Annotated in this window: 17 protein-coding genes; 7 read left to right on the top strand and 10 right to left on the bottom strand. The window is 56.0% G+C overall.

All coding sequences use genetic code 11. The features are described 5' to 3' along the window. Window positions 1–118: 118 nt before the first annotated feature. Complete coding sequence (deoC, locus tag IEW09_RS07100) at window positions 119–883, bottom strand: deoxyribose-phosphate aldolase (protein WP_308420534.1); 765 nt, start codon at window positions 881–883, stop codon at window positions 119–121. Window positions 884–1,069: 186 nt separating this feature from the next. Here deoC and IEW09_RS07095 point away from each other — a divergent pair, with 186 nt between their 5' ends. Next, window positions 1,070–2,131 carry an LLM class flavin-dependent oxidoreductase gene (locus IEW09_RS07095; RefSeq protein WP_188553498.1) on the top strand — a complete coding sequence of 354 codons (1,062 nt, stop codon included), beginning with the start codon at window positions 1,070–1,072 and terminating at the stop codon, window positions 2,129–2,131. 109 nt (window positions 2,132–2,240) lie between these two features. Here the strand turns inward: IEW09_RS07095 and hpt are convergent, their stop codons facing one another. After that, window positions 2,241–2,804, bottom strand: a complete 564-nt coding sequence (hpt, locus tag IEW09_RS07090) for a hypoxanthine phosphoribosyltransferase (protein WP_188553497.1) — start codon at window positions 2,802–2,804, stop codon at window positions 2,241–2,243. Between the two features lie 65 nt (window positions 2,805–2,869). Here hpt and IEW09_RS07085 point away from each other — a divergent pair, with 65 nt between their 5' ends. Beyond that, on the top strand, window positions 2,870–3,721 hold the full coding sequence (locus IEW09_RS07085) for a prolipoprotein diacylglyceryl transferase (protein WP_188553496.1): 852 nt from the start codon (window positions 2,870–2,872) through the stop codon (window positions 3,719–3,721). Window positions 3,722–3,899: 178 nt separating this feature from the next. Here IEW09_RS07085 and aqpZ read toward each other — a convergent pair whose 3' ends face one another. Together aqpZ and gltX are read right to left on the bottom strand one after the other, a co-directional pair. Then, complete coding sequence (aqpZ, locus tag IEW09_RS07080) at window positions 3,900–4,628, bottom strand: aquaporin Z (RefSeq protein WP_188553495.1); 729 nt, start codon at window positions 4,626–4,628, stop codon at window positions 3,900–3,902. A gap of 208 nt (window positions 4,629–4,836) precedes the next feature. Beyond that, window positions 4,837–6,333: a glutamate--tRNA ligase gene (gltX, locus tag IEW09_RS07075; protein WP_188553494.1), complete on the bottom strand. Its 1,497-nt coding sequence runs from the start codon at window positions 6,331–6,333 to the stop codon at window positions 4,837–4,839. Window positions 6,334–6,418: 85 nt separating this feature from the next. On the opposite strand from gltX, the gene IEW09_RS07070 reads away from it, so the two are divergent. Then, window positions 6,419–6,787, top strand: coding sequence for a DUF309 domain-containing protein (locus tag IEW09_RS07070; protein WP_188553493.1), 369 nt, complete (start codon window positions 6,419–6,421; stop codon window positions 6,785–6,787). Window positions 6,788–6,946: 159 nt separating this feature from the next. Here the strand turns inward: IEW09_RS07070 and IEW09_RS07065 are convergent, their stop codons facing one another. From IEW09_RS07065 to IEW09_RS07040, 6 genes are all read right to left on the bottom strand, one after another. Beyond that, window positions 6,947–7,702, bottom strand: coding sequence for a DUF169 domain-containing protein (locus IEW09_RS07065; RefSeq protein ID WP_188553492.1), 756 nt, complete (start codon window positions 7,700–7,702; stop codon window positions 6,947–6,949). A 146-nt stretch (window positions 7,703–7,848) separates the two neighbouring features. After that, window positions 7,849–8,151, bottom strand: coding sequence for a heavy-metal-associated domain-containing protein (locus tag IEW09_RS07060; RefSeq protein WP_188553491.1), 303 nt, complete (start codon window positions 8,149–8,151; stop codon window positions 7,849–7,851). 22 nt (window positions 8,152–8,173) lie between these two features. Next, window positions 8,174–9,232, bottom strand: a complete 1,059-nt coding sequence (locus IEW09_RS07055; RefSeq protein ID WP_188553490.1) for an ABC transporter substrate-binding protein — start codon at window positions 9,230–9,232, stop codon at window positions 8,174–8,176. Next, a complete protein-coding gene (locus tag IEW09_RS07050; RefSeq protein ID WP_188553489.1) occupies window positions 9,222–10,004 on the bottom strand; it encodes an ABC transporter permease in 783 nt (260 codons plus the stop codon). The genes IEW09_RS07055 and IEW09_RS07050 overlap by 11 nt, the downstream gene beginning before the upstream one ends. Beyond that, window positions 10,001–10,786, bottom strand: a complete 786-nt coding sequence (locus tag IEW09_RS07045; protein ID WP_188553488.1) for an ABC transporter ATP-binding protein — start codon at window positions 10,784–10,786, stop codon at window positions 10,001–10,003. Before IEW09_RS07045 ends, IEW09_RS07050 begins: the two co-directional genes overlap by 4 nt. Window positions 10,787–10,802: 16 nt before the next feature. Then, complete coding sequence (locus IEW09_RS07040; RefSeq protein WP_188553487.1) at window positions 10,803–11,561, bottom strand: ABC transporter permease; 759 nt, start codon at window positions 11,559–11,561, stop codon at window positions 10,803–10,805. A gap of 370 nt (window positions 11,562–11,931) precedes the next feature. Here IEW09_RS07040 and IEW09_RS07035 point away from each other — a divergent pair, with 370 nt between their 5' ends. Genes IEW09_RS07035 through IEW09_RS07020 form a run of 4 tightly spaced genes read left to right on the top strand, consistent with a single transcriptional unit; the run spans window position 11,932 to window position 19,914 of the window. Beyond that, window positions 11,932–15,459, top strand: coding sequence for a CRTAC1 family protein (locus IEW09_RS07035; protein ID WP_188553486.1), 3,528 nt, complete (start codon window positions 11,932–11,934; stop codon window positions 15,457–15,459). Beyond that, window positions 15,456–17,252, top strand: coding sequence for a CRTAC1 family protein (locus IEW09_RS07030; protein WP_188553485.1), 1,797 nt, complete (start codon window positions 15,456–15,458; stop codon window positions 17,250–17,252). Before IEW09_RS07035 ends, IEW09_RS07030 begins: the two co-directional genes overlap by 4 nt. Next, window positions 17,249–18,109 carry a hypothetical protein gene (locus tag IEW09_RS07025; RefSeq protein ID WP_188553484.1) on the top strand — a complete coding sequence of 287 codons (861 nt, stop codon included), beginning with the start codon at window positions 17,249–17,251 and terminating at the stop codon, window positions 18,107–18,109. Before IEW09_RS07030 ends, IEW09_RS07025 begins: the two co-directional genes overlap by 4 nt. Next, window positions 18,109–19,914 carry a CRTAC1 family protein gene (locus IEW09_RS07020; protein ID WP_188553483.1) on the top strand — a complete coding sequence of 602 codons (1,806 nt, stop codon included), beginning with the start codon at window positions 18,109–18,111 and terminating at the stop codon, window positions 19,912–19,914. The genes IEW09_RS07025 and IEW09_RS07020 overlap by 1 nt, the downstream gene beginning before the upstream one ends. Window positions 19,915–19,923: the final 9 nt, after the last annotated feature.

Genomic DNA, 19,923 nt, shown 5'->3' with positions numbered 1-19,923 from the left:
ATGATACTACGGTGAGTGTAGGGGAGTAGAGTCACAACTTTGATGCGCGTCGTCGATTCCGATCTTCCTGCCATAGGCTTAGTGACACGAATCAACATCAGACCTTATTGTTATCCCGCTATGCGGCACTATTGGCGAGTTCAGCCACGATCTTCACGCTGGCGCTGGCGCCAATCCGCGAAGCTCCTGCCTTCAGCATAGCGGTCGCATCGGCCAGAGACCGGATGCCGCCTGAGGCCTTCACGCCGGCACGTCGCCCGGCCTGCCCGCGCAGTAAGTTGATATCGTCTACCGTCGCGCCGCCGGTTGAAAATCCGGTGCTGGTCTTCAAGAAATCGGCTCCCGCGCTCAACGCCAGCTCGGCAGCGCGCAGCTTCTCCTCAAAGCTCAACAGGCACGTCTCGAGGATCACCTTCACAATCGCTCCAGCAGCATGGGCCAGTTCAACGACGCCGCGGATGTCCTGCTTCACGGCCTCGTAGTCGGCAGACTGCCCGGACTTCAGCAATCCGATATTGAGCACCATATCTACGTCATGTGCTCCCTGCTTGATCACAAGCGCCGTCTCATCGCGCTTGGAGCTGGACAGGCTGGCACCAAGGGGAAACCCAACCACAACGCCAACCGGGATTCCCGTTCCGCTCAAAGCCGCCGACGCCAGCGAAACCCAGGTCGGGTTGACCATGGCGCAGGCGAAGCGATACTCGGCAGCCTCATTGCAGAGCTGCAGCACCTGGCTGCGGGTCGCGTCCGGCTTCAACAGCGTATGGTCGAGCACTGCGGCAAGGTTCTGCGGAGAGGAGAGGGTGTGGGCGGCAAACGCTGCCGCGTCAAACTGCTCAGGCCCGGTGGGGAGGGGTTCAGCAATAGACAAAGTGCTCAAGCATGCTCCTTCGGCAGAGGGGGGAATCTCCCCCCGCCGGCTACTTTCTATCATACCGGGCTAAGGGCTGGCTGGCTGTGCATCCGCACGAACGGCCTTCTTCAGTAAGCTGCTCTTTTCTTAGGTTCCTATCGGTCAAGGTCTGTCCTCGGTGGGTCGTTTCCTTGCCTGAATCATCCAATTTGTATGGCACATGCTCTCCAGCTTTCTGTACTGGATCAATCTCCGGTCCCTGCCGGAAGCACCACGGCACAGGCTCTCCAGAACTCCATCGAACTGGCCCGCAAAGTCGATCAGCTCGGCTATCGTCGCTTTTGGATGTCGGAGCATCACGCCATGGATACCCTTGCCTGCACAGCGCCCGAGATATTACTCGCCCGCATCGGTGCAGAGACGAAGCAGATCCGCATCGGCTCCGGCGGCATTATGCTGCCGCACTACACACCGCTCAAGGTGGCTGAAGTCTTCCGCACCTTGCATGCTCTCTATCCCGGCCGCATCGACCTCGGCATCGGCCGCGCTCCCGGCGGTGGCCCAATGGAAGCCCTCGCCCTCAAACGCGATCGCAGTACAAAGATGCTCGACGACTTTCCCGATCAGGTCAGCGAGCTGCTCGCCTTCCTCAACAACAACTTTCCTCAGCAGCACCCCTTCGCCCGCATCCGCGTCTCGCCAAACATGCCCGGCGGTCCCGATGTCTGGATGCTCGGCTCGAGCCTCTGGAGCGCCTCTGCCGCTGCCGACTTTGGCTTGCCCTACGCCTTCGCGCACTTTTTTAGCGGGGAGTCGTCCCGCGCTGCCATCGAGACTTATCAGCACCGCTTCACTCCGAGCCGCTACCGCTCCGAACCAGAGGCGATGGTTGCCGTCGGAGCCATCTGCGCCCCCACGCAGGAAGAGGCCGACTACCTCGCCTCCAGCGTCCGCCTGCTGCAATGGCGCATCCGTCAGGGCGACCGCAGCCCCGTCGCCTCTCCCGAAGCGGCCCAGCGCGAGTTAAGTCTTCTGGGAAACCCTTCAACCGAGTCCGGCGAATGGCCGCGCTACTTTGTAGGCACTCCGGAAAAGGTGAAGGCTAATCTCGAACAGATGGCAGCCGCGCTCGGCATCAACGAGATCGTGGTGAACACAATCATCTGGGACCATGCCACCCGCCTACGAAGCTACGAACTCTTGGCAGAAGTATTCGACCTCAAGGCTTCAAACAATCAAACATTTGAGTCTGAAGTAAGCGCAGTTTCCCTATAACCAGAAACTCACGTCATCTCGACCGGAGCGGAGCGCAGTGAAGAGACCCCTGTATTTCGTCTTTGTCGTTGTTCTTAGTCGTTAAAACTTCTAAACATCCCCACAACAACTAATGTCCGACAGCCTCTTCCGGAAACAGCCGAATATCTTCCACGTTGCGATAATGCTCGGCGTAATCCATCCCATACCCCACCACAAAGCGGTTCGGAATTTGGAACCCCACATAGTCCGCCTCAATCGGCACTAATCGCCGTTCCGGCTTGTCCAGGCAGGTCGCAATCTTCAGCGAGGCCGGTTTGTGCTGCAACATCATGCCGCGCAGGTAACTCAGCGTAAGTCCTGTATCAAGAATATCTTCTACAAGAATCACATGCTTTCCTTCAATAGAGTTGTCGATGTCCTTGATAAGTTTGACCGCTCCGCTGGAAACTTTAGCCCGTCCGTAGCTCGAGACAGCAACGAAATCAAAGGTATTGTCCACCTCGATAGCTCGCGCCAGGTCGGACAGGAAGATGGCCGCGCCCTTCAAGACGCCGATCAGGACGATGGACGTGCCCGCATAGTCGGCGGAGATCTGCGCGCCGATCTCGCGAACGCGCTCGGCAATCCGGGATTTGGAGAAGAGAACTTCCATTTTGGAAGCATGGGGAAACGCAGGAGAGCTGTTGGCCATACTCGTCAGGTTAGCGCGAATAGGGCATTAGGAAAAGGGTCGATATACTTGAAACAGCGAGGCGTATGTATCCCTATATCGATATTGGCCCAGTGCATCTGGGAACGTTTGGACTGCTGTTGTGGCTGGCTGCGGTTGTAGCAACAGTGGTGTTGCACAAGAACTTCGTTCGAAATCGAGTCGATGCCGATGCCTTGACGGTCGTGGCCTTTGTTGTGATCGCAGGTATTATCGGTGCTAAAAGCTGGCATGAGCTGGAAAATGTCTCCGAGCTTCGCGCAGCCATGGCGCAGGTTGTGGCTCCCGGCTGGGGTCACCCGATGGAGATTCTGGTCGATTTTCTGCACTGGTTTCAAGCTGGATTTGCATGGTTCGGCGGCCTCGTCGCCGGAATCGCCATGTTGATGTGGCAGGGCTGGGAGGCAAAGCCGGGCGGTGCAAAGAAGTGGTTTGCCGCAGTGCGAATGCTCGATTTGGCGACCCCTGCGGCGGCAATCGGCTACGGCGTAGGCCGTATCGGCTGCCTCACCTCGGGCGATGGCGACTACGGAATCAATACGACGCTGCCGTGGGGAGTTCACATGGCGAAGAATGCGCTGGTGCCTCCCACTCCGCCGAATGCGCTGGTGCAGCCGACGCCGATCTATGAGCTTTTATTCGGTCTGGCGTTGGCATGGCTGCTATGGCAGCTTGGGAAGAAGCTGCGGCCGATCGGCTGGCTGACAGGTTTGTATCTCATTTTGAGTGGGCTGGGCCGTTTTCTGGTCGAGTTTGTCCGCATCAATCCAAAGCTTTACTGGGGCATGAGCAACGCTCAGGTAGCCGCGATTGGATCGATGGTTGTGGGTGTAATCGTCATGCTCGTTGCTCGGCGCAACGCACTGAGTACGACGCCGGTCGTCGAGGTGGGTTTGTAAAGTCAGTGGATGATGGGAACGCTTTAAACTGTCATGTAACCACTAAAGTAGTATTTTACCGGTTACGCTCTTATTGATGTAACCGTTTAGGTGTAGTTTTAGCGGTTACACACTGTTATTGCGCATCGTTATGAGGTTTAAGCCGCTGAATGGGTTTGCTCATTCAGCGGCTGACCTTTTAGCCTCGCGACATCTCCTCGCGGATCGGTTCCTGTGGAGCGGCGAAGAAGAAGTTCGAGATGAGCCCGCCAATTGCGGCCCCAAGAATCGGTGCTACCCAGAACAGCCAAAGCTGGCTCGTCGCCCATCCGCCGACAAAGAGCGCGGGGCCGGTGCTGCGAGCAGGGTTGACCGAGGTGTTGGTGATGGGGATGCTGATCAGGTGGATCAGCGTCAGACACAGGCCAATCGCAATGGGAGCGAAGCCCTTGGGTGCGCGCTCGTCGGTCGAGCCGAGGATGACCAGAAGGAAGAACGCCGTGAGCACGACCTCTGCAATGAAGCAGGCGGCCAGTGAGTAGTGGTCAGGCGAGTGAGCAGCGTATCCGTTTGAGGCAAAGCCGCCGGAGAGGCTGAAGCCCTCTTTGCCGCTGGCGATGAGGTAGAGCACTCCTGAAGCCGCAATTCCGCCCAATACCTGAGCAACGACGTAGGCCCACAGATCGCCAATAGCAAAGCGCTTGCCCACCACCAGACCTACGGAGACCGCAGGGTTGAGATGGCAGCCTGAGATATGGCCGATGGCGAAGGCCATGGTCAGCAGGGTAAGGCCGAAGGCCAGCGCGACGCCGACGAAGCCGATGCCGAGCTGGGGATAGGCTGCCGCGACGACTGCGCTGCCGCAGCCTCCGAAGACCAGCCAGAATGTACCGAAGAACTCTGCTGCTGCGCGTTTCGAGAGTGGCATGTTCCGATACCTCGCTTTAATTTGAGCGACGCGGCCCAATGTCTAAATACATGAGCCGAGGCACTTTGGAGTTCGCGGAATCGTAGCACGGTCAGGTTGCAGATGAGAAAAAATATGTCTGCCCCATAACACGGGGTTGTTTTGACCCACCTGGTCGGCGGTGCGCTGACCGCACTTATCTGAGCGCGGCCAGCTTTAGGTGCAAAGACTATTTTTTGATATTGGCAAGCTTCTTCTGGGCTTCGAGGAAGCGGCGCACGCGGTCGAGCGAGCGAGCTTTGCCGAAGACGATCATGCTTTCGAGCAGCGGAGGAGACATAGTGCTGCCAGTGATGATGGCGCGCAGCAGCATGAAGTTCTCTTTGACGGACCAGCCTTTTTCTTCGCCTAGTTTTTTGAGCGCCGGCTCCATGGCTTCGTGCGTCCAGTCGGTCGCTTCGAGGACGGTGAGTTGTTCGGCGGCGAAGGCAACGGTCTCTTCGAGGGTGCGCTTCTTGGGCAGGAAGACCTCTTGCGTGGGCAGGATGTCGTCGCGGAAGAAGAAGCTGGTGAGGTCGCCGAACTGCCCGAGGGTCTCGATGCGGGTCTGGACGAGGGCGGAGATGTCGCGGAGATATTGATCGGAGAGAACAGTTTGGCGGAGGGCAGCGAAGAAGCTCTCCGGCGTGAGGGCGCGGAGATACTCGCTGTTGAGCCACCGGAGCTTGGTGAGATCGAAGACGGGGCCGCCCAGGCGGATGTTAGGGACCTCGAAGCGCGCAATCATATCGTCGAGCGAAAAGATTTCGTTTTCTTTGGCTCCGTTGACGATCTCGATGGGGGAAGGAGAAGGCATGCCGCCGCCCATGAGGCCGAGGAAGTTGATCATGGCTTCGGGGAGGAATCCGGCTTGACGGTAGTAGATGAGCGAGACGGGATTTTTGCGCTTGGAGATTTTCGACTTGTCGATGTTGCGCAAGAGCGGCATGTGCCAGAAGCGCGGTAGCTGCCAGCCGAAGGCCTTGTAGAGCAGGACGTGCTTGGGTGTGGAAGAGATCCACTCTTCGGCGCGGATGACGTCGGTGATCTGCATGAGGTGATCGTCGACGACGTTGGCGAGGTGGTAGGTGGGGAAGCCGTCGGACTTCATCAGCACCTGGTCGTCGATGGTGGAGTGATCGAAGGTAATGTCGCCGCGCAGTTCGTCGCGGAAGGTAGTCGCGCCTTCGGTGGGGACGGCCATGCGAATGACGAATGGCTTGTTGGCGGCTAGGTTTGCTTCGATTTGCTCTTTGGGCAGATGGCGGCAGGTGCCGGGGTAGCGGGGCGGGAGCTTCGCGGCGATCTGCTGCTTGCGTACAGCGTCTAGTTCTTCTGCGGTGCAGAAGCAGCGGTAGGCGGTGCCGTTGGCGAGCAGGAGGTCGGCGTGCTGGCGATAGATTTCGGTGCGTTCGGACTGGCGATAGGGGCCATAGGGGCCGCCGACGTCGGGGCCTTCGTCCCAGCCGAGGCCGAGCCAGCGGAGGGTGTCGAAGATCATCTGCTCGGAGGTGGGCACGAAGCGGGTGCGGTCGGTGTCTTCGATGCGGAGGACGAACTTGCCGCCGCGCTGGCGGGCGTAGATGAAGTTCAGCAGGCCGATGTAGGCGGTGCCGACGTGGGGGTCGCCGGTGGGGCTAGGAGCGATGCGGACGCGGATAGGGGCTTCTGTGCTGGTCGTAGTCATGATAAGGGCTAAACTTCGATGCTAGCAGAGCGAGGGCTATGAGTGGGAACGGCGCTGTCTGCACAGGAATAGAGATAATGGCTCGATGGCGAAATTAGATTGGAGTGACGGGGCGTTGGCCGAGGGATTGCGATGCTATCGCGCGGAGGAGTTCTTTCTCGCGCATGAGCACTGGGAGGGCGTGTGGCTCAAGGCAACCGAACCCGAAAAGACCTTTCTGCAAGCGCTGATTCAGACGACGGCTGCGTTTCATCATCTACAGCGTGGGAACAGGAAGGGTGCAGCATCGCTATTGCGTGCGGCGTTGCGACGGTTGGAACCGTATGGGACTTCTTTTGGGGGAGTCGGGGTTGGCGCGCTTCGCGAAGAGATTTGTGCGTGGCTGCAAGTGTTGGAGCAGGAGGATGTATCGCTGCGGCTTGCGTACCCGGCGATTGTGTTGGAACTGGATTGAAGCGGTTCTCCTCCGGATGTAGTTTTGGCGGTTCGAGCAAGAGGCAGGTTTCCTTCGAGAATGACAAACAAAGGGAAGCCACATCTGAGAGGAGATGGCTAGAGAAGAAGCAGAGCTTGAACGCTGCCTCTTCTGCGCGTGCGAAGTGCAATGCTCGTTTTATGCTCCCAGGGCTATGAGGGACTCTTTAATGGTGGGAGTCCGTCCGGCTTCAACATCGTAACGGCGGATCTGGTGAAACTTTGAGAGCACGGTGTTGGCTTTCGCGAGTGCTTCGATGCGCTCGGTGTATTGCTCCAGTTTTGCGCCGGGAATGGCGAAGAGGGCGACATCGCTGGTAAGAACATCGAGATAGGCGCGAGCTCCGCAGCATCCGAGGCTGAGTGCAGCGCGGCCTGTGTTGATCACCTGCGGCACAACGGCGCAGGCAGGGCGTCCCATGGCCGGTGCGATCTGGTTCTCCACCTGCTGTGTTGCCTCGGTCAGAACAAGCGACTGGTTGGCGTCGACGAAGAGCAGCACAACATCGGGTGGCAGCGGGGTTTCGGTGAGCGGAGTGTAAACGATAAATTTTGATCGCGACTGAAGGACAGGGATCAATGCAAGATCTTCTTTACGTACATAGCCAAGCTCGCCCAGAACTTTGAGTGTGTCTCCGAGGTCGATCTGCTGCCGTTGCGACGGTTGCAGATTGTGCGTGTACACACCGATGGAGCACATCTCATGATCGGCAGCGGAGGTTGCAAACGATGCAGTAGCGGCGTCTTCCCAGAAGCGGCAGCCGGCGGAGACCCGTCCAGCGTGGCCGCTGAGACCGTTCGGAACGGTGTCTGTGAAGCTGATCGCTACCGGCGGTTGGCGAAGATTTAAGGATTCGGAGAGGGTTGCGGCTAGGTTTGCGTAGGTGGTTTCCATGATCTTCCTTGTTGGGCGAATGGGATTTTGATGGTGCGGGTAAGGAAAGACAAATACAGGGGTCTCTCCACTCCGCTTCGCTTCGGTCGAGATGACGTACGTCGGGGGGAGAGATAATGCTCGGTCGAGATGACGTGCATTTGTGGTTAGGCTTTGGGTGCCGGCTTTGCTTTGAATCCCATGCTGGCGATGTAGCTCTTGAGCGAGTCTTCAGAGACTTCTTTGGGGTCGTACTTGATGACTACATTTTCATCGGGATAGCTAGCCTTGACCCATGCCACTCCTTTTTCCTGCTTTAGTAGCGTCTCCAGACCGACGGCGCAGGTGATGCAGGTGTATCCGCTGACGTGATAGGTGACGGTCTCTTTCTCTCCCGTTTCAATTGCTGCAATCGTTGCGAGACTGCCTGTGCCGAGCGTGATGAGCTGGATAAATTTTCGACGGATCATTTTGCATTCTCCTGGTTTGCGTCTAGCGTGCCACTCCGCTGCCTGCCTGGTACTTCCATGCTGTCTCAATGCTTGCGTGGTCAGAGAAGCGTGTGTCTGTGTATTGATTGAAGTCGAGTTTCTTTTTCAGGATTCCGGTCTCCATCATGAGATCGCGAACCATATCGAAGTCGGCCTTGCGCGGCGCGAGCGGACTGTAGGTGACTCGGTCCATCGGCTTGGTGAGCGCCCAACGCAGCAGCGCGGGCTTCTGGTTGTAGTAGAAGCGTCCAACAAAGTCGGCGGCATCGTCGCGCTCCGGCTTGCCTTTGTCGAGCCAAAGTCCCGATCTCGCAATGCCATCGACGAGGGTTTGAACAGCATCCGGGCGAGTGTCGATCAAGTCTTGCCTCACGACGAGAATGCAGGACATGTAGTCGGGCCAATAATCGCGCGCCTGAAAGAGGACACGGCCATAGCCCGCCATCTCGGCTTGCGAGGGGAAGGGCTCGCCCATCGAAAATGCGTCGATCGCGCCAGCGGCAAGCGCACCAGAGACATCGGGAGGAGCCATCTCGACCATCTTGATATCGCCGGGCTTCATGCCGTTGACCTTCATCGCGCGGAAGAGGATAAGGCGCTCGTCGGAGAAGCGGCTGGGAATCGCAACGGTCTTTCCTTTTAGATCGGCAACGCTGTGGATGGGGCCATTCTTCTTGACGACCACAGCGCTGCCATAGCGGTGTCCGAGGTAAACCACCTTGATGGGTACGCCCTGGGCGACGAGCGCGATCGCCATGGGCGCGACGATAAATGCTGCCTGTACCTTGTTCGAGATCAACGCTTCTTTAATCTCAGGGAAGCCCTGAAACATACGCGGCAGGAAGATCTCTCCGTTCTCCGAGTACTTTGAGATGTAGTCGGTTACGGGGCAGGTGAGCTGGCAGGTGACAGGGAGATAAGCGACGGTGATCTTCCGTTGTGACGCTGGGCGGTAGTCGTTGAGGACGGCGGCCCAATTTACGTTGAGATAGCCGTGGAGTGCGGAGATGAGAACGAGCCATCCGATGGCGCATAGGAGGATTTTGGTTTTAAGCTTCATTGCGGAATCCCCAGCGAACGGATTTTATCTTTTCGAGCCGACGGAAGCCTAAATCCAAGGCCAGTCCAATGACACCGATCAGAAGCATGGCCGCGACGACCAGGTCGTAGCGCTTGCCGGAGTTGCGAGAGTCGATGACGAGATAGCCGAGGCCGGAGTCGACGGCGATCATCTCGGCAGCAACCACTACCAGCCACGCAATGCCGAGAGCGATACGAAGGCCGACGATGATCTGCGGAAGAGCGGCAGGGAAGACCACCTGCCTGAGTAGTTGCTGCGGAGAGAGGCCAAAGTTGCGTCCGGCGCGCCGGTATACCGAGGGCACGTTGGATACGCCGTCGATACAGGCAACGACGATGGGGAAGAAGGCACCGAGGAAGATGAGGAAGATGGCAGCGTCATCGCCAACACCGAAGAAGATGATGGCCACGGGAATCCATGCAATGGGACTGATGGGGCGAAGAATCTGCATGACGGGATTGACCACATAGTCGGCTGCCGGATACCAGCCAAGCACGAGACCGAGTGGGATTCCGAGTGCAGTGGCCGCACCGAAGCCGATGGCTACGCGGCGTAGAGAGTCAGAGATGTCGCCCCAGAGAACATGCTCTCGCAGCAGCTCGGCCATACCGCGTTCTACTTCGAGGGGAGATGGGAAGATGCGCGTCGCTGTCCAGACGATGCAGTAATGCCACGCTGCGAGTAGCAGCGCACTTACAAGCAGCGGCCAGAAAAACTTCTCCCACCTTTTCGGCTCGGCAAGTGTACTCATACCTTGTGCGCCAGTCCGATCTGCTTGAAGATGCCGTCGCGGAGCTCGAGATAACGAGGCGAGCTGATGTCGCGGGGGTGGGGAATGTCGATGGTGACGATCTGCTGAATCGTGGCAGGACGAGCGCTCATGACGACGACGCGATCTGCAAGCTGGACGGCCTCGTCGATATCGTGAGTGACGAAGACAATGGTCTTGCGCTCCGCCTCCCATATGCGGAGCAGCTCACCGCGCATGATCAGGCGCGTGATCGAGTCCAGAGCGCCAAAGGGCTCGTCCAGAAAGAGCATGTCGGGATTTACCGCCAGGGCACGAGCAACTTCAAGGCGCTGTTTCATGCCGCCCGAAAGCTCAGGAGGGTAGGTCTTTTCGAAGCCTTCCAATCCGACCATCTTGATGTAGTGCGCGATTCGCTGCTCGCGTTCCTGCCGCGACAGCTTGAACAAGCCAAAGCCTATATTGCCTTCTACCGTGAGCCACGGAAAGACGCCGCGCTCCTGAAACACGAAGATGCGGCGCGGATCAGGGCCTTTGACTACTTCGCCATCGACGGTGACTGCTCCGCTGGTCGGCGAGAGAAAGCCGGCCATGGTATTCAGCAAGGTGGATTTGCCGCAGCCTGAAGGACCGAGCAGGCATACAAATTCTCCATCGCCTACGTCGAGGTTGATGTCTTCAAGAACCCGCGTGGTCTTGCCATCGCGATGGAAGACCATATTGATGTGCTCGGCGCGCAGCTTCGTCTTGGTCTGCAAGGCTGGATTGATCGCAACTGTTTCCATGGATGCCACTATTAATCTAATCCTCCGAATAGCTCCAGCGAGACGACTTAATGTTTTCAAGCGAACGTATTCCCATGTCGAGCAGGAGGCCGATGATGCCAATCAAGACCATTCCGGCGACAACGAGATCGTAGCGGTTACCGGCGTTGCGGGCATCGACGATGAGAAAGCCCAGACCGGAGTTTACGGCGATCATCTCCGCTGCCACGACAACCAGCCACGCGATGCCCAGTGTGATCCGCAAGCCCACGATCAACTGCGGCGTGACGGCGGGGTACAAGACGCGGCGGATAAGCTCGAAGGAACTGAGACCAAAGTTGCGCCCCGCATTGATATAAACGGTCGGAACGCTTCGCACGGCATTGATGGCCGTCAGCAACAGGGGAAGAAAGCAGCCAAGGAAGATAAGAAATATAGCTGCGAGATCGCCGACGCCGAACCAGAGAATCGCGATGGGAATCCAGGCAAGCGGCGATATGGGGCGTAGAAGCTGGATGATGGGGTTGAACGCCATCTCGGCGCGGCGATACCAGCCGATGGCGAGGCCAAGCGGAACAGCTATGACGACTGCCAGCACGAAACCCCAGGTCACGCGAAACAGCGATGCGACGATGTATTTGAAGAGCACCCCATGCCGCACCAGATCTGCAATGCCGCCGACAACGCCCCAGGGCCCCGGCAGCAGATGGACGGAGCTTCGGCTGATCGCAATCTGCCATGCCGCAAGCAGAACGGCGATAAAAAGAATCGGACGAAGCCGAACGCGCAGGTTCACAGGCTATAACCTTTGCAGGCTTCGACGCTGTTGCATGTGCACATCTCGAAACCTCCCATGGTGGTTTGAATCCTTAGCTCCGCCTGGCAAGCAGGGCATCCATCAGGAGTCACTCTGCGATGGAAAACCGCCTGAACGGTCAATAACTTTATACAGTCTGTCGGAGTGACCTCTAAATATTAGCCTTGGAGGCCTTCTTCTTTATCCACCTTAAGGTTGAGATTGTGGCCAACCTTAAGGCTGGCTGACGCAGAGAAGAGTTCTCTATCGTCAGGTGAAAGAAGTACAGTTTTAAACTTGAGTCCGGTTATGGATAAACTTTGGGCTTGAATGCTATATGTTCAGTACAGCCTCCAAAATTGAAGACCCCATGCGAACCCTTGTACCTGACGATGCCGTGATGAATGACCGGCATGTACCAATGTATCGATGCCGTAGATTTGTGGCCGCCATTCTGGCCGCCGGTGTGTTTTTTGTCGCCGGGTGCCACTCCGGCGGAAGGTTGCCCAGCGAGTCCTCGCAGACGTACGCCGACTTTGTTTCGAGCTTTTATGTCGGGCTGGCTGCTTTACAGGTTGGAGACGATGTCCGCGCTGACAGTAGTCTCGGGCAAGCTACAAAACTTGTTCCCGGTGAGCCTGCTGCATGGGCCAACTGGGGAATACTGGCGCTGCGTCAGAGAAGCTTCGATGCCGCAGCAGCAAGGCTCGACCGGGCACGCACGCTCGCTCCTAAAGACGATCGCATCTATTATCTGCTCGGCCTGCTGGATAGCAACCGCGGCGATTCGACCAAGGCGATTGCAGACCTGCACACGGCCATCAAGCTGAATCCGGCGAATCTGCGCGCAACCTATCAACTTGCTTCCGAGGTGGAGCGCCAGGGTGCTGCGACAAGCGAAAGTGACTTTGAAGATCTGATCAAGCAGATACTCGTTGCCGATCCCAACAATCTTGCTGCGCTCGTAGACCTTAGCCGCATATCCGCTAAACGCGGCGACTCTGCCACGCTGCACACGGCGATCGATAAGATCGCTGCGCAATCCGCTTCATGGCCGGCTGACGTAAGGCAGCAACTGGCTGCCTTGCAGGCGGCGGCGTCCGGACCTGATCCAAAGACCGCAGCGACACGCTCAATTTTTTTGAGAAATGTGCTGATGCAGGTTCCGGAGTTTCGCCAGAGCCTGTCCGCAATCAAGCCGCAGCCGGGCGAAGAGGCCGAGCCTTTCGCACATTTTCTGAGACTGCCTTCGCCAACGTTTAAGCCTGCTGCTGCGGATGAGGGGATGACGTTCGTCCCCCAACCATTGACGAAGATACCGCAGGATGTTTGGAGTTGGATTGGAGCGGTCTCTCTGAATGGCACAGGCACACCTGCGGTTGCGGTAGCCAACGCTCACCAGGTCCGTCTGTCGACGGGTGCTGCATTTGCTTTTCCCGGAGGAAAGTCTGAGGTGAAGCCCAGCCCGGTGGGAGTTCTTCCGGTTGACTTCAACTACGATTTCAAAACCGATCTTGTCCTGGCCGGCGCTGGCGGGCTTCGCTTCATGCGGCAGGATAATCCCCAGACCTTTGCAGATGTTACCGCGCAGACGAAGCTGCCTCGCGCGATAACAGAGGGAAGTTACACCGGCGCATGGGCCGTAGATATTGAAGCCGATGGAGATCTGGATATTGTTGTGGGCGCGCCGTCAGGATTGCCGCTCGTCCTTCGCAACAACGGGGATGGAACGTTTCTTGCAATTCATCCCTTTATCGGCATCTCAGGCATTCGCCAGTTTGTATGGGCTGACCTCAATGGCGACGGCAATCCCGATGCCACGCTGATCGACGGTGCGGGACAACTGCATGTCTTCCTCAATGAGCGTTTGGGCAAGTTTCGCGAGGAATCTGTGCCGGCAGAGTTTTCAGCCGTAAGCGCGATAGCCGCTGCCGATGTGAATCGCGAAGGCGCGTTAGGGCTGCTTGCAGTCCGCCAGAATGGCATGATCGCCAGCCTTGCAAGATCGAACGATGGTCATGGTTGGGCAGTGTCGGAGGTTACGACTGTTCCAAACGCGGCCGATTATCTTGCGGGAGATGTTCGGCTGCGCGTCGCCGATCTCGATAACAATGGCGCCTTCGATCTTTTGCTCTCGCCGATTGCATCCGCGCATAGTCCGTTGATCTGGCTGCAAGGATCGGATGGAAAATTTCAGATGATGAGTAAGCCATCCGCAGCAGGGCTGGTCTTTGGTGCGGCTGATTTGGATGGAAACGGCAGGCTGGACCTGCTCGAGCTTTCGCCGGATGGGCATGCTGTTGAAGCGGTCAATCAAGGTACAAAGCAATATCACTGGCAGACCATTCGGCCTCGCGCACATCAGGCCACGGGTGATCAACGCATCAATTCGTTTGGCATCGGTGGCGAGATTGAGATTCGCTCCGGGTTGATGGTTCAGCGACAGGAGATCTCAGGCCCGGAGCTGCATTTTGGATTGGGCGAGCAGAAGGGGGTCGATGTAGCGCGGATTGTTTGGCCGAATGGATCGGTTCGCGCCGAGTTTGCACTCAAGGCTGATCAGGAATTTGTTGCGGAGCAGCGATTGAAAGGTTCCTGTCCGTTCCTCTTTGCTTACAACGGCAAAGACATGGAGTTCGTGAAGGACTCCGTACCATGGGGATCGGCGATTGGATTACGCATCAATTCGCTGGGAAGCGCTCGCATCGAAGCAACAGAGGAGTGGTACAAGATAGGTCGCGATCAGTTAGTGCCGAAAGATGGATTTTACGATCTGCGCGTCACCGGCGAGCTTTGGGAGACCTACTATTACGACTATCTCGCACTGATGACCGTAGACCATCCTGCAGGTACAGAGATATTTGCCGACGAGCGCTTTGCAGTGCCGCCGGTGAAGCTGGCCATCACTGCGGTTGCAACGCCTCAGCCAATCGCTCGCGCGGTCGACGACAACGGAGAAGATGTCACGGCGATTCTACGATCGCTCGACGGAAAGTATCTCGACAACTTTGGCCGGGGACAGTATCAGGGAGTAACTCGCGATCATTATGTAGAGATCGACCTGGGAGACAAGGCCCCCACGACAGGCCCTCTCTGGCTGATCGCCAAAGGCTGGCTGCATCCTGCCGACTCATCGCTGAATGTCGCCATGAGCCAGGGGCAGCATGAACATCCCAAGCCTCTCAGCCTTGAGGTGCCGGATGGTCATGGCGGCTGGAAGGTGGCAAGGCCGAACCTTGGATTTCCAGCAGGTCGCAAGAAGATTTGTCTGATCAACCTGACAAACGTCTTTGTTCCTGGAACACCACGACGCGTTCGACTCAGTACAAATCTGGAGATCTATTGGGATTCCATCGAGTGGGCCAAAGGACTGCCGGATACGCCTCTGAAGATCGAGCGTCTGGCACCCAGCATGGCGGACCTGCATTATCGCGGCTACTCTACCATTCATCAGGCAAATGCATCTTCGCCGGAGATTCCCGATTACAACCATCTGATGTCCACAACGCAGATATGGCGCGATCTTGCGGGCTACTACACACGCTATGGCGACGTCAGGCCATTGTTGTCCGGCATCGATGATCGCTACGTCATCATGAACGCGGGCGACGAGATGTCGTTACGTTTTGCCGCGCCTGCAGCGCCACCGAAGGGGTGGGTGCGGGATTATGTGATCGCAGGCGATGGCTGGATCAAAGATGGCGACTACAACTCTACGAACTCGCAGACTGTATTGCCTTATCCCTATCACGCGAAGAGGGAATACGATGCGCCTCCGGGAAGTCTGGAGGACGATTGGGAGTATAGACACCACAAGGAGGATTGGCAGGTCTATCAGACGCGCTATGTTACTCCAAGGATATTTGAAGAAGCTTTGAGAAGTGAGGCAGGGAAATGAAGCGAATCCCTATTGCGAGGATTCTGGTCAGTATTTTTTTTGTTGCGTTGCTTGTGACGCCTGTTGTGCTTAGAAAGATGTCGGGTTCCCGAGCCGCTTCCCCGGTTAAGGTTGATACGAAAGCCGCGCTGGCAAATCATGGATTCTATTTCACCGAGGTATCGCATCAGGCTGGTATCGACTTCGTGCACCAAGGGCCTACGCTCGACCCGAAGCTTGCGCCAATCATGCCGGAGGTCGCCTCGATGGGCGCCTCTGTCTCCATCGTCGACTTCGACCGCGACGGATGGCCCGATATCTATGTAACGAACAGTGCAGAGGGCAGCAAGAACCATCTGTATCGCAACATGCATGACGGCACCTTCAAAGATGTCGCAGAGCAAATGGGGATTGCCGATGTCAATCAGCCCGGCACCGGTGTTTCGATGGGCGCAATATGGGGCGACTACGACAACGATGGTTACGAAGATCTCTATCTGATTAAGTGGGGCCGCCCCGAACTGTTTCATAACGATCAGGGGCACGGCTTCACCCGCGTAAGCGAAAAAGCAGGGCTGCCGCCATGGATCAACGCGAATACAGCGGTCTGGTTCGACTACGACGGAGACGGCCTGCTCGATCTCTTCGTTGGTGGCTACTATCCCGAAGATGTTGATCTCTGGCACTTGAAATCGACCAAGATGATGCCGGACAGCTTCGAGTATGCCAACAATGGCGGCCGAAAATATCTCTTCCATAATCTCGGGAATGGGAAGTTTGAAGAGGTAAGCGCAAAGGTCGGAATCAATAGTCGCCGTTGGGCTTTAGCAGCGGCTGCCGCCGATCTGCGTGGGACAGGGCATCCGGATCTTTTTGTCGCGAACGATTATGGCGTGTCGGAGCTTTATCTCAACGATGGCAAGCGCTTCCATGAGGCAGGTGAGCAGACGGGCGTAGGCTTTGCGCCAAAGAGCGGTATGAACGTGGCCTTCGGCGACATTTTCAATCAGGGGCGATATGCCGTATACGTTTCGAATATCTCAGAGGACGGCGTGCTGATTCAGGGAAATAACCTGTGGGTTCCCAAGGAGGGCACAAGCGGTAAGAATATTCAGTTTGAGAATCTCGCTCGCGATATGGGTGTCGAACTGGGTGGGTGGAGCTTTGGCGCGCAGTTTGGAGATTTGAATAACGACGGAACGCTGGACCTCTACCTTACTAACGGCTATGTATCGCTCGATCGCAAAAAGAGCTACTGGTATGACTTCACGAAGATCTCCGGCGGAAACTCGACGATTATTGGAGATGCCAAAAACTGGCCCGCGATGGATGGAAGAAGCCTGTCCGGCTATCAGCAAAAGCACGTCTGGCTCAATGACGGCTCGGGCAAATTTGTCGATGTTGCACAAGCAGTCGGGGTAACCGACACCTACGATGGCCGCTCCGTTGCGCTCGTCGACCTGTGGAACCGCGGTGTGCTCGATGCGGTCGTCGCAAATCAGCGTGGCCCGCTGCTCATCTACAAGAACACCGTAGCCCCGGGAGTAGATTGGATCGAGTTTCAATTAAAAGGAACAAAGAGCAATCGCAGTGCGATTGGCGCACAAGTTACCTTGTCATGGAATGGGCAGGAGCAGATTCAAGAAGTTTCTGGAGGTAGCGGCTTCGCCGCACAAAATGATCGACGGCTGCACTTTGGGTTAGGCAAGAATCCGCGTATCGACAAAGCAATCATTCACTGGCCTTCCGGAAAAGTGCAGACTCTTCTCAATCTTATGCCGGATAAACTCTATAAGATCGAGGAGCCGAAATGAGTCAGCTAGCGACGACGATGCCGGTACCGCCAAATAACGGCGCACAATCGAAGCGGGTCTTTAGCCTCGATAACCGCTTTATGCCCCCGCTGTTTATTACGCTCATTCTTCTGGTGGGCAATGTTTCGTTCGGCATTCTTGAGAGCTACCAAAAGACGCTGCTGTCAATTGCCACCAGCATCGTGGTGGAACTGGTCCTTGGCCGCATCTTTCTGCACAAGTGGCCACACCTTGCCAGCGCTTATATTACGGGCATCAGTGTCGGCATCCTGATTCGCTCCCCATTCTTCTGGCCATACGCACTTTGCAGCGCGCTCGCGATTACATCGAAGTATGTTCTGCGTATCAACGGACGGCACATCTGGAATCCGTCTAACTTTGGCATCTCTGCGATGGTTTTTTTAGCTGCTGAGTCGGTTGCTACTCTGAGCATTCAGTGGGGAAATAACCTGGGCGCGATGCTCGTGATCTGGCTTCTGGGATCAGTGATCATCTGGAGGCTTCGACGTTTTCATATCTGCGCCACCTATGTTCTTTCCTTTATTGCCTTAGCTTTTCTTCGCACCTGGATTACAGGAGATCCGCTGCTGTCTGAGATATCTCCTATCACCGGGCCGGAGTATCAACTCTTCATCTTCTTCATGATTACCGATCCGAAGACTACTGTGCGCTCGAAAAAATGGCAGTGCGTTGTCGCCTGTGCCGTGGCTGTGGTTGAGATGGTCCTGCGACTTGACCAGAGCGTCTACGCTCCGTTTTACGCACTCTTTATCGTAGGTCCGATAGCTCTGCTCATTGAGATGGCGTTGTCTCGTAAAAATATCTCCACACCGAATTTAGTAAAGGAAGCATCTTAATGAGATTACGGTTCCAGCTTGCTTATTGCCCTTTACTGATTGCACTTCTAGCAATCTCAGGCTGCAAACAGCATCAGCCTGTTACGCCGTCACAGGAAGCAAGTTCGTCAGCGAGTCAGCACACAACGGCTGAGTCTACTCTTACGAGGAACGCAGAGCCTGTCCCTGCACGGCCTTCCGGCCCTATTCGCTTTACCGATGTAACCGATCAGGCTGGAATCCACTTTCGCCACAACAGCGGAGCGTTTGGGAAGAAGTATCTTCCTGAAACAATGGGGAGCGGAGTTTGCGTTCTCGATTACGACAATGATGGCTGGCAGGATATCTTGTTTGTGAATTCCATGGACTGGCCGGGACACCACTCGGCGAACGATTATCCAGCCCTCTATCACAACAATGGAAATGGAACCTTCACTGACGTAACGCGCCAGGCAGGGCTTGCCGTCAAGATGTATGGGTTGGGCTGCGCCGTCGGTGACTATGATAACGATGGCTACGACGACATCTATATTACGGCTCTCGATGGCAATCATCTTTTTCACAATCTGGGGAATGGAAAGTTCAGCGATGTCACGGCCAGAGCGGGTGTAAAGAATCCTGGCTTTGCCACCAGCGCAGTATGGTTTGATTACGATAACGATGGCAAGCTCGATCTTCTGGTGCTGCATTATGTCGATTGGTCCATCGCCACAGATCAGTTCTGCTCGCTGGATGGAAAAAACAAGTCCTACTGCACCCCGGAGGCATACAAAGGGCAGAGCGCAACGCTTTATCACAATAAGGGAAATGGCGTATTCGAAGATGTAACGAAGAAGGCTGGTCTATTTGATCCCACGAGCAAGTCACTTGGAGTTGCATTGTTGGATTATGACAATGATGGCTGGCTCGATCTGTTTGTAACGAATGACACACAGCCGAATAAGCTTTATCACAATAATCACGACGGGACGTTTACAGACACTGCCTTCTCAGCAGGCGTAGCTTTCAGCGATGCTGGAAAGGCGCGTGCTGGCATGGGAACGGATGCTGCCGATTATGATGCCTCCGGTCGGCAGAGTCTTGTCATCGGAAACTTTACGAATGAGAGTATGGCTCTCTACCATAACGACGGTTCCGGTTTATTTTCCGATCACGCGACAGATTCGGACATCGCGACCGCCTCTGCCAAATCGCTGACATTCAGTACATTTTTCTTCGACTATGATCTGGATGGTTGGCCTGACATCTTTGCGCTGAACGGACATGTCGCCGACGATGTGAGTGTGACACAACCGACGCTGCATTATGCAGAGTCGCCACTGCTCTTCAGAAATAAAGGGAAGGGACATTTTGAAAATGTCACAGATAAGGTTGGGTCAGCCCTGCACCAACCCATTGTAGGGCGCGGAGCCGCGTACCTTGACTTCGATAATGATGGTGATCTCGATCTGGTCATTACCACCAACAATGGGCCGGCGAAGCTTTTTCGGAATGACAACGGCAATCAGAATGACATGTTGCGGGTGCGGACAATTGGCATACGCTCGAATCGAGATGGAATAGGTGCCAAAGTTACTGTCAAAACAGACAAAGGAACGCGCCTCTTTGAGATGGTCAAATCAGGCTCCAGCTATCTTTCGCAGAGCGAGATGCCGTTGACCTTTGGCTTAGGAAAACCGGAACCCGGAAAGTTAGTTGAGCTTGATATTGTCTGGCCGTCAGGGAAAAAGGAGTCTATCTCAAATATCAAGCCAAATCAGACCATCACTCTAAAAGAGGGAAGTGGGATGATTTCAGCGGTGCCGATAAAACTATCTCAACCATAGGCGAAGTTA

Origin of the sequence: Edaphobacter dinghuensis (genome assembly GCF_014640335.1) — a bacterium.
Taxonomy (GTDB): Bacteria; Acidobacteriota; Terriglobia; order Terriglobales; family Acidobacteriaceae; genus Edaphobacter; species Edaphobacter dinghuensis.
This window is presented reverse-complemented; position numbering and strand designations above follow the sequence as displayed.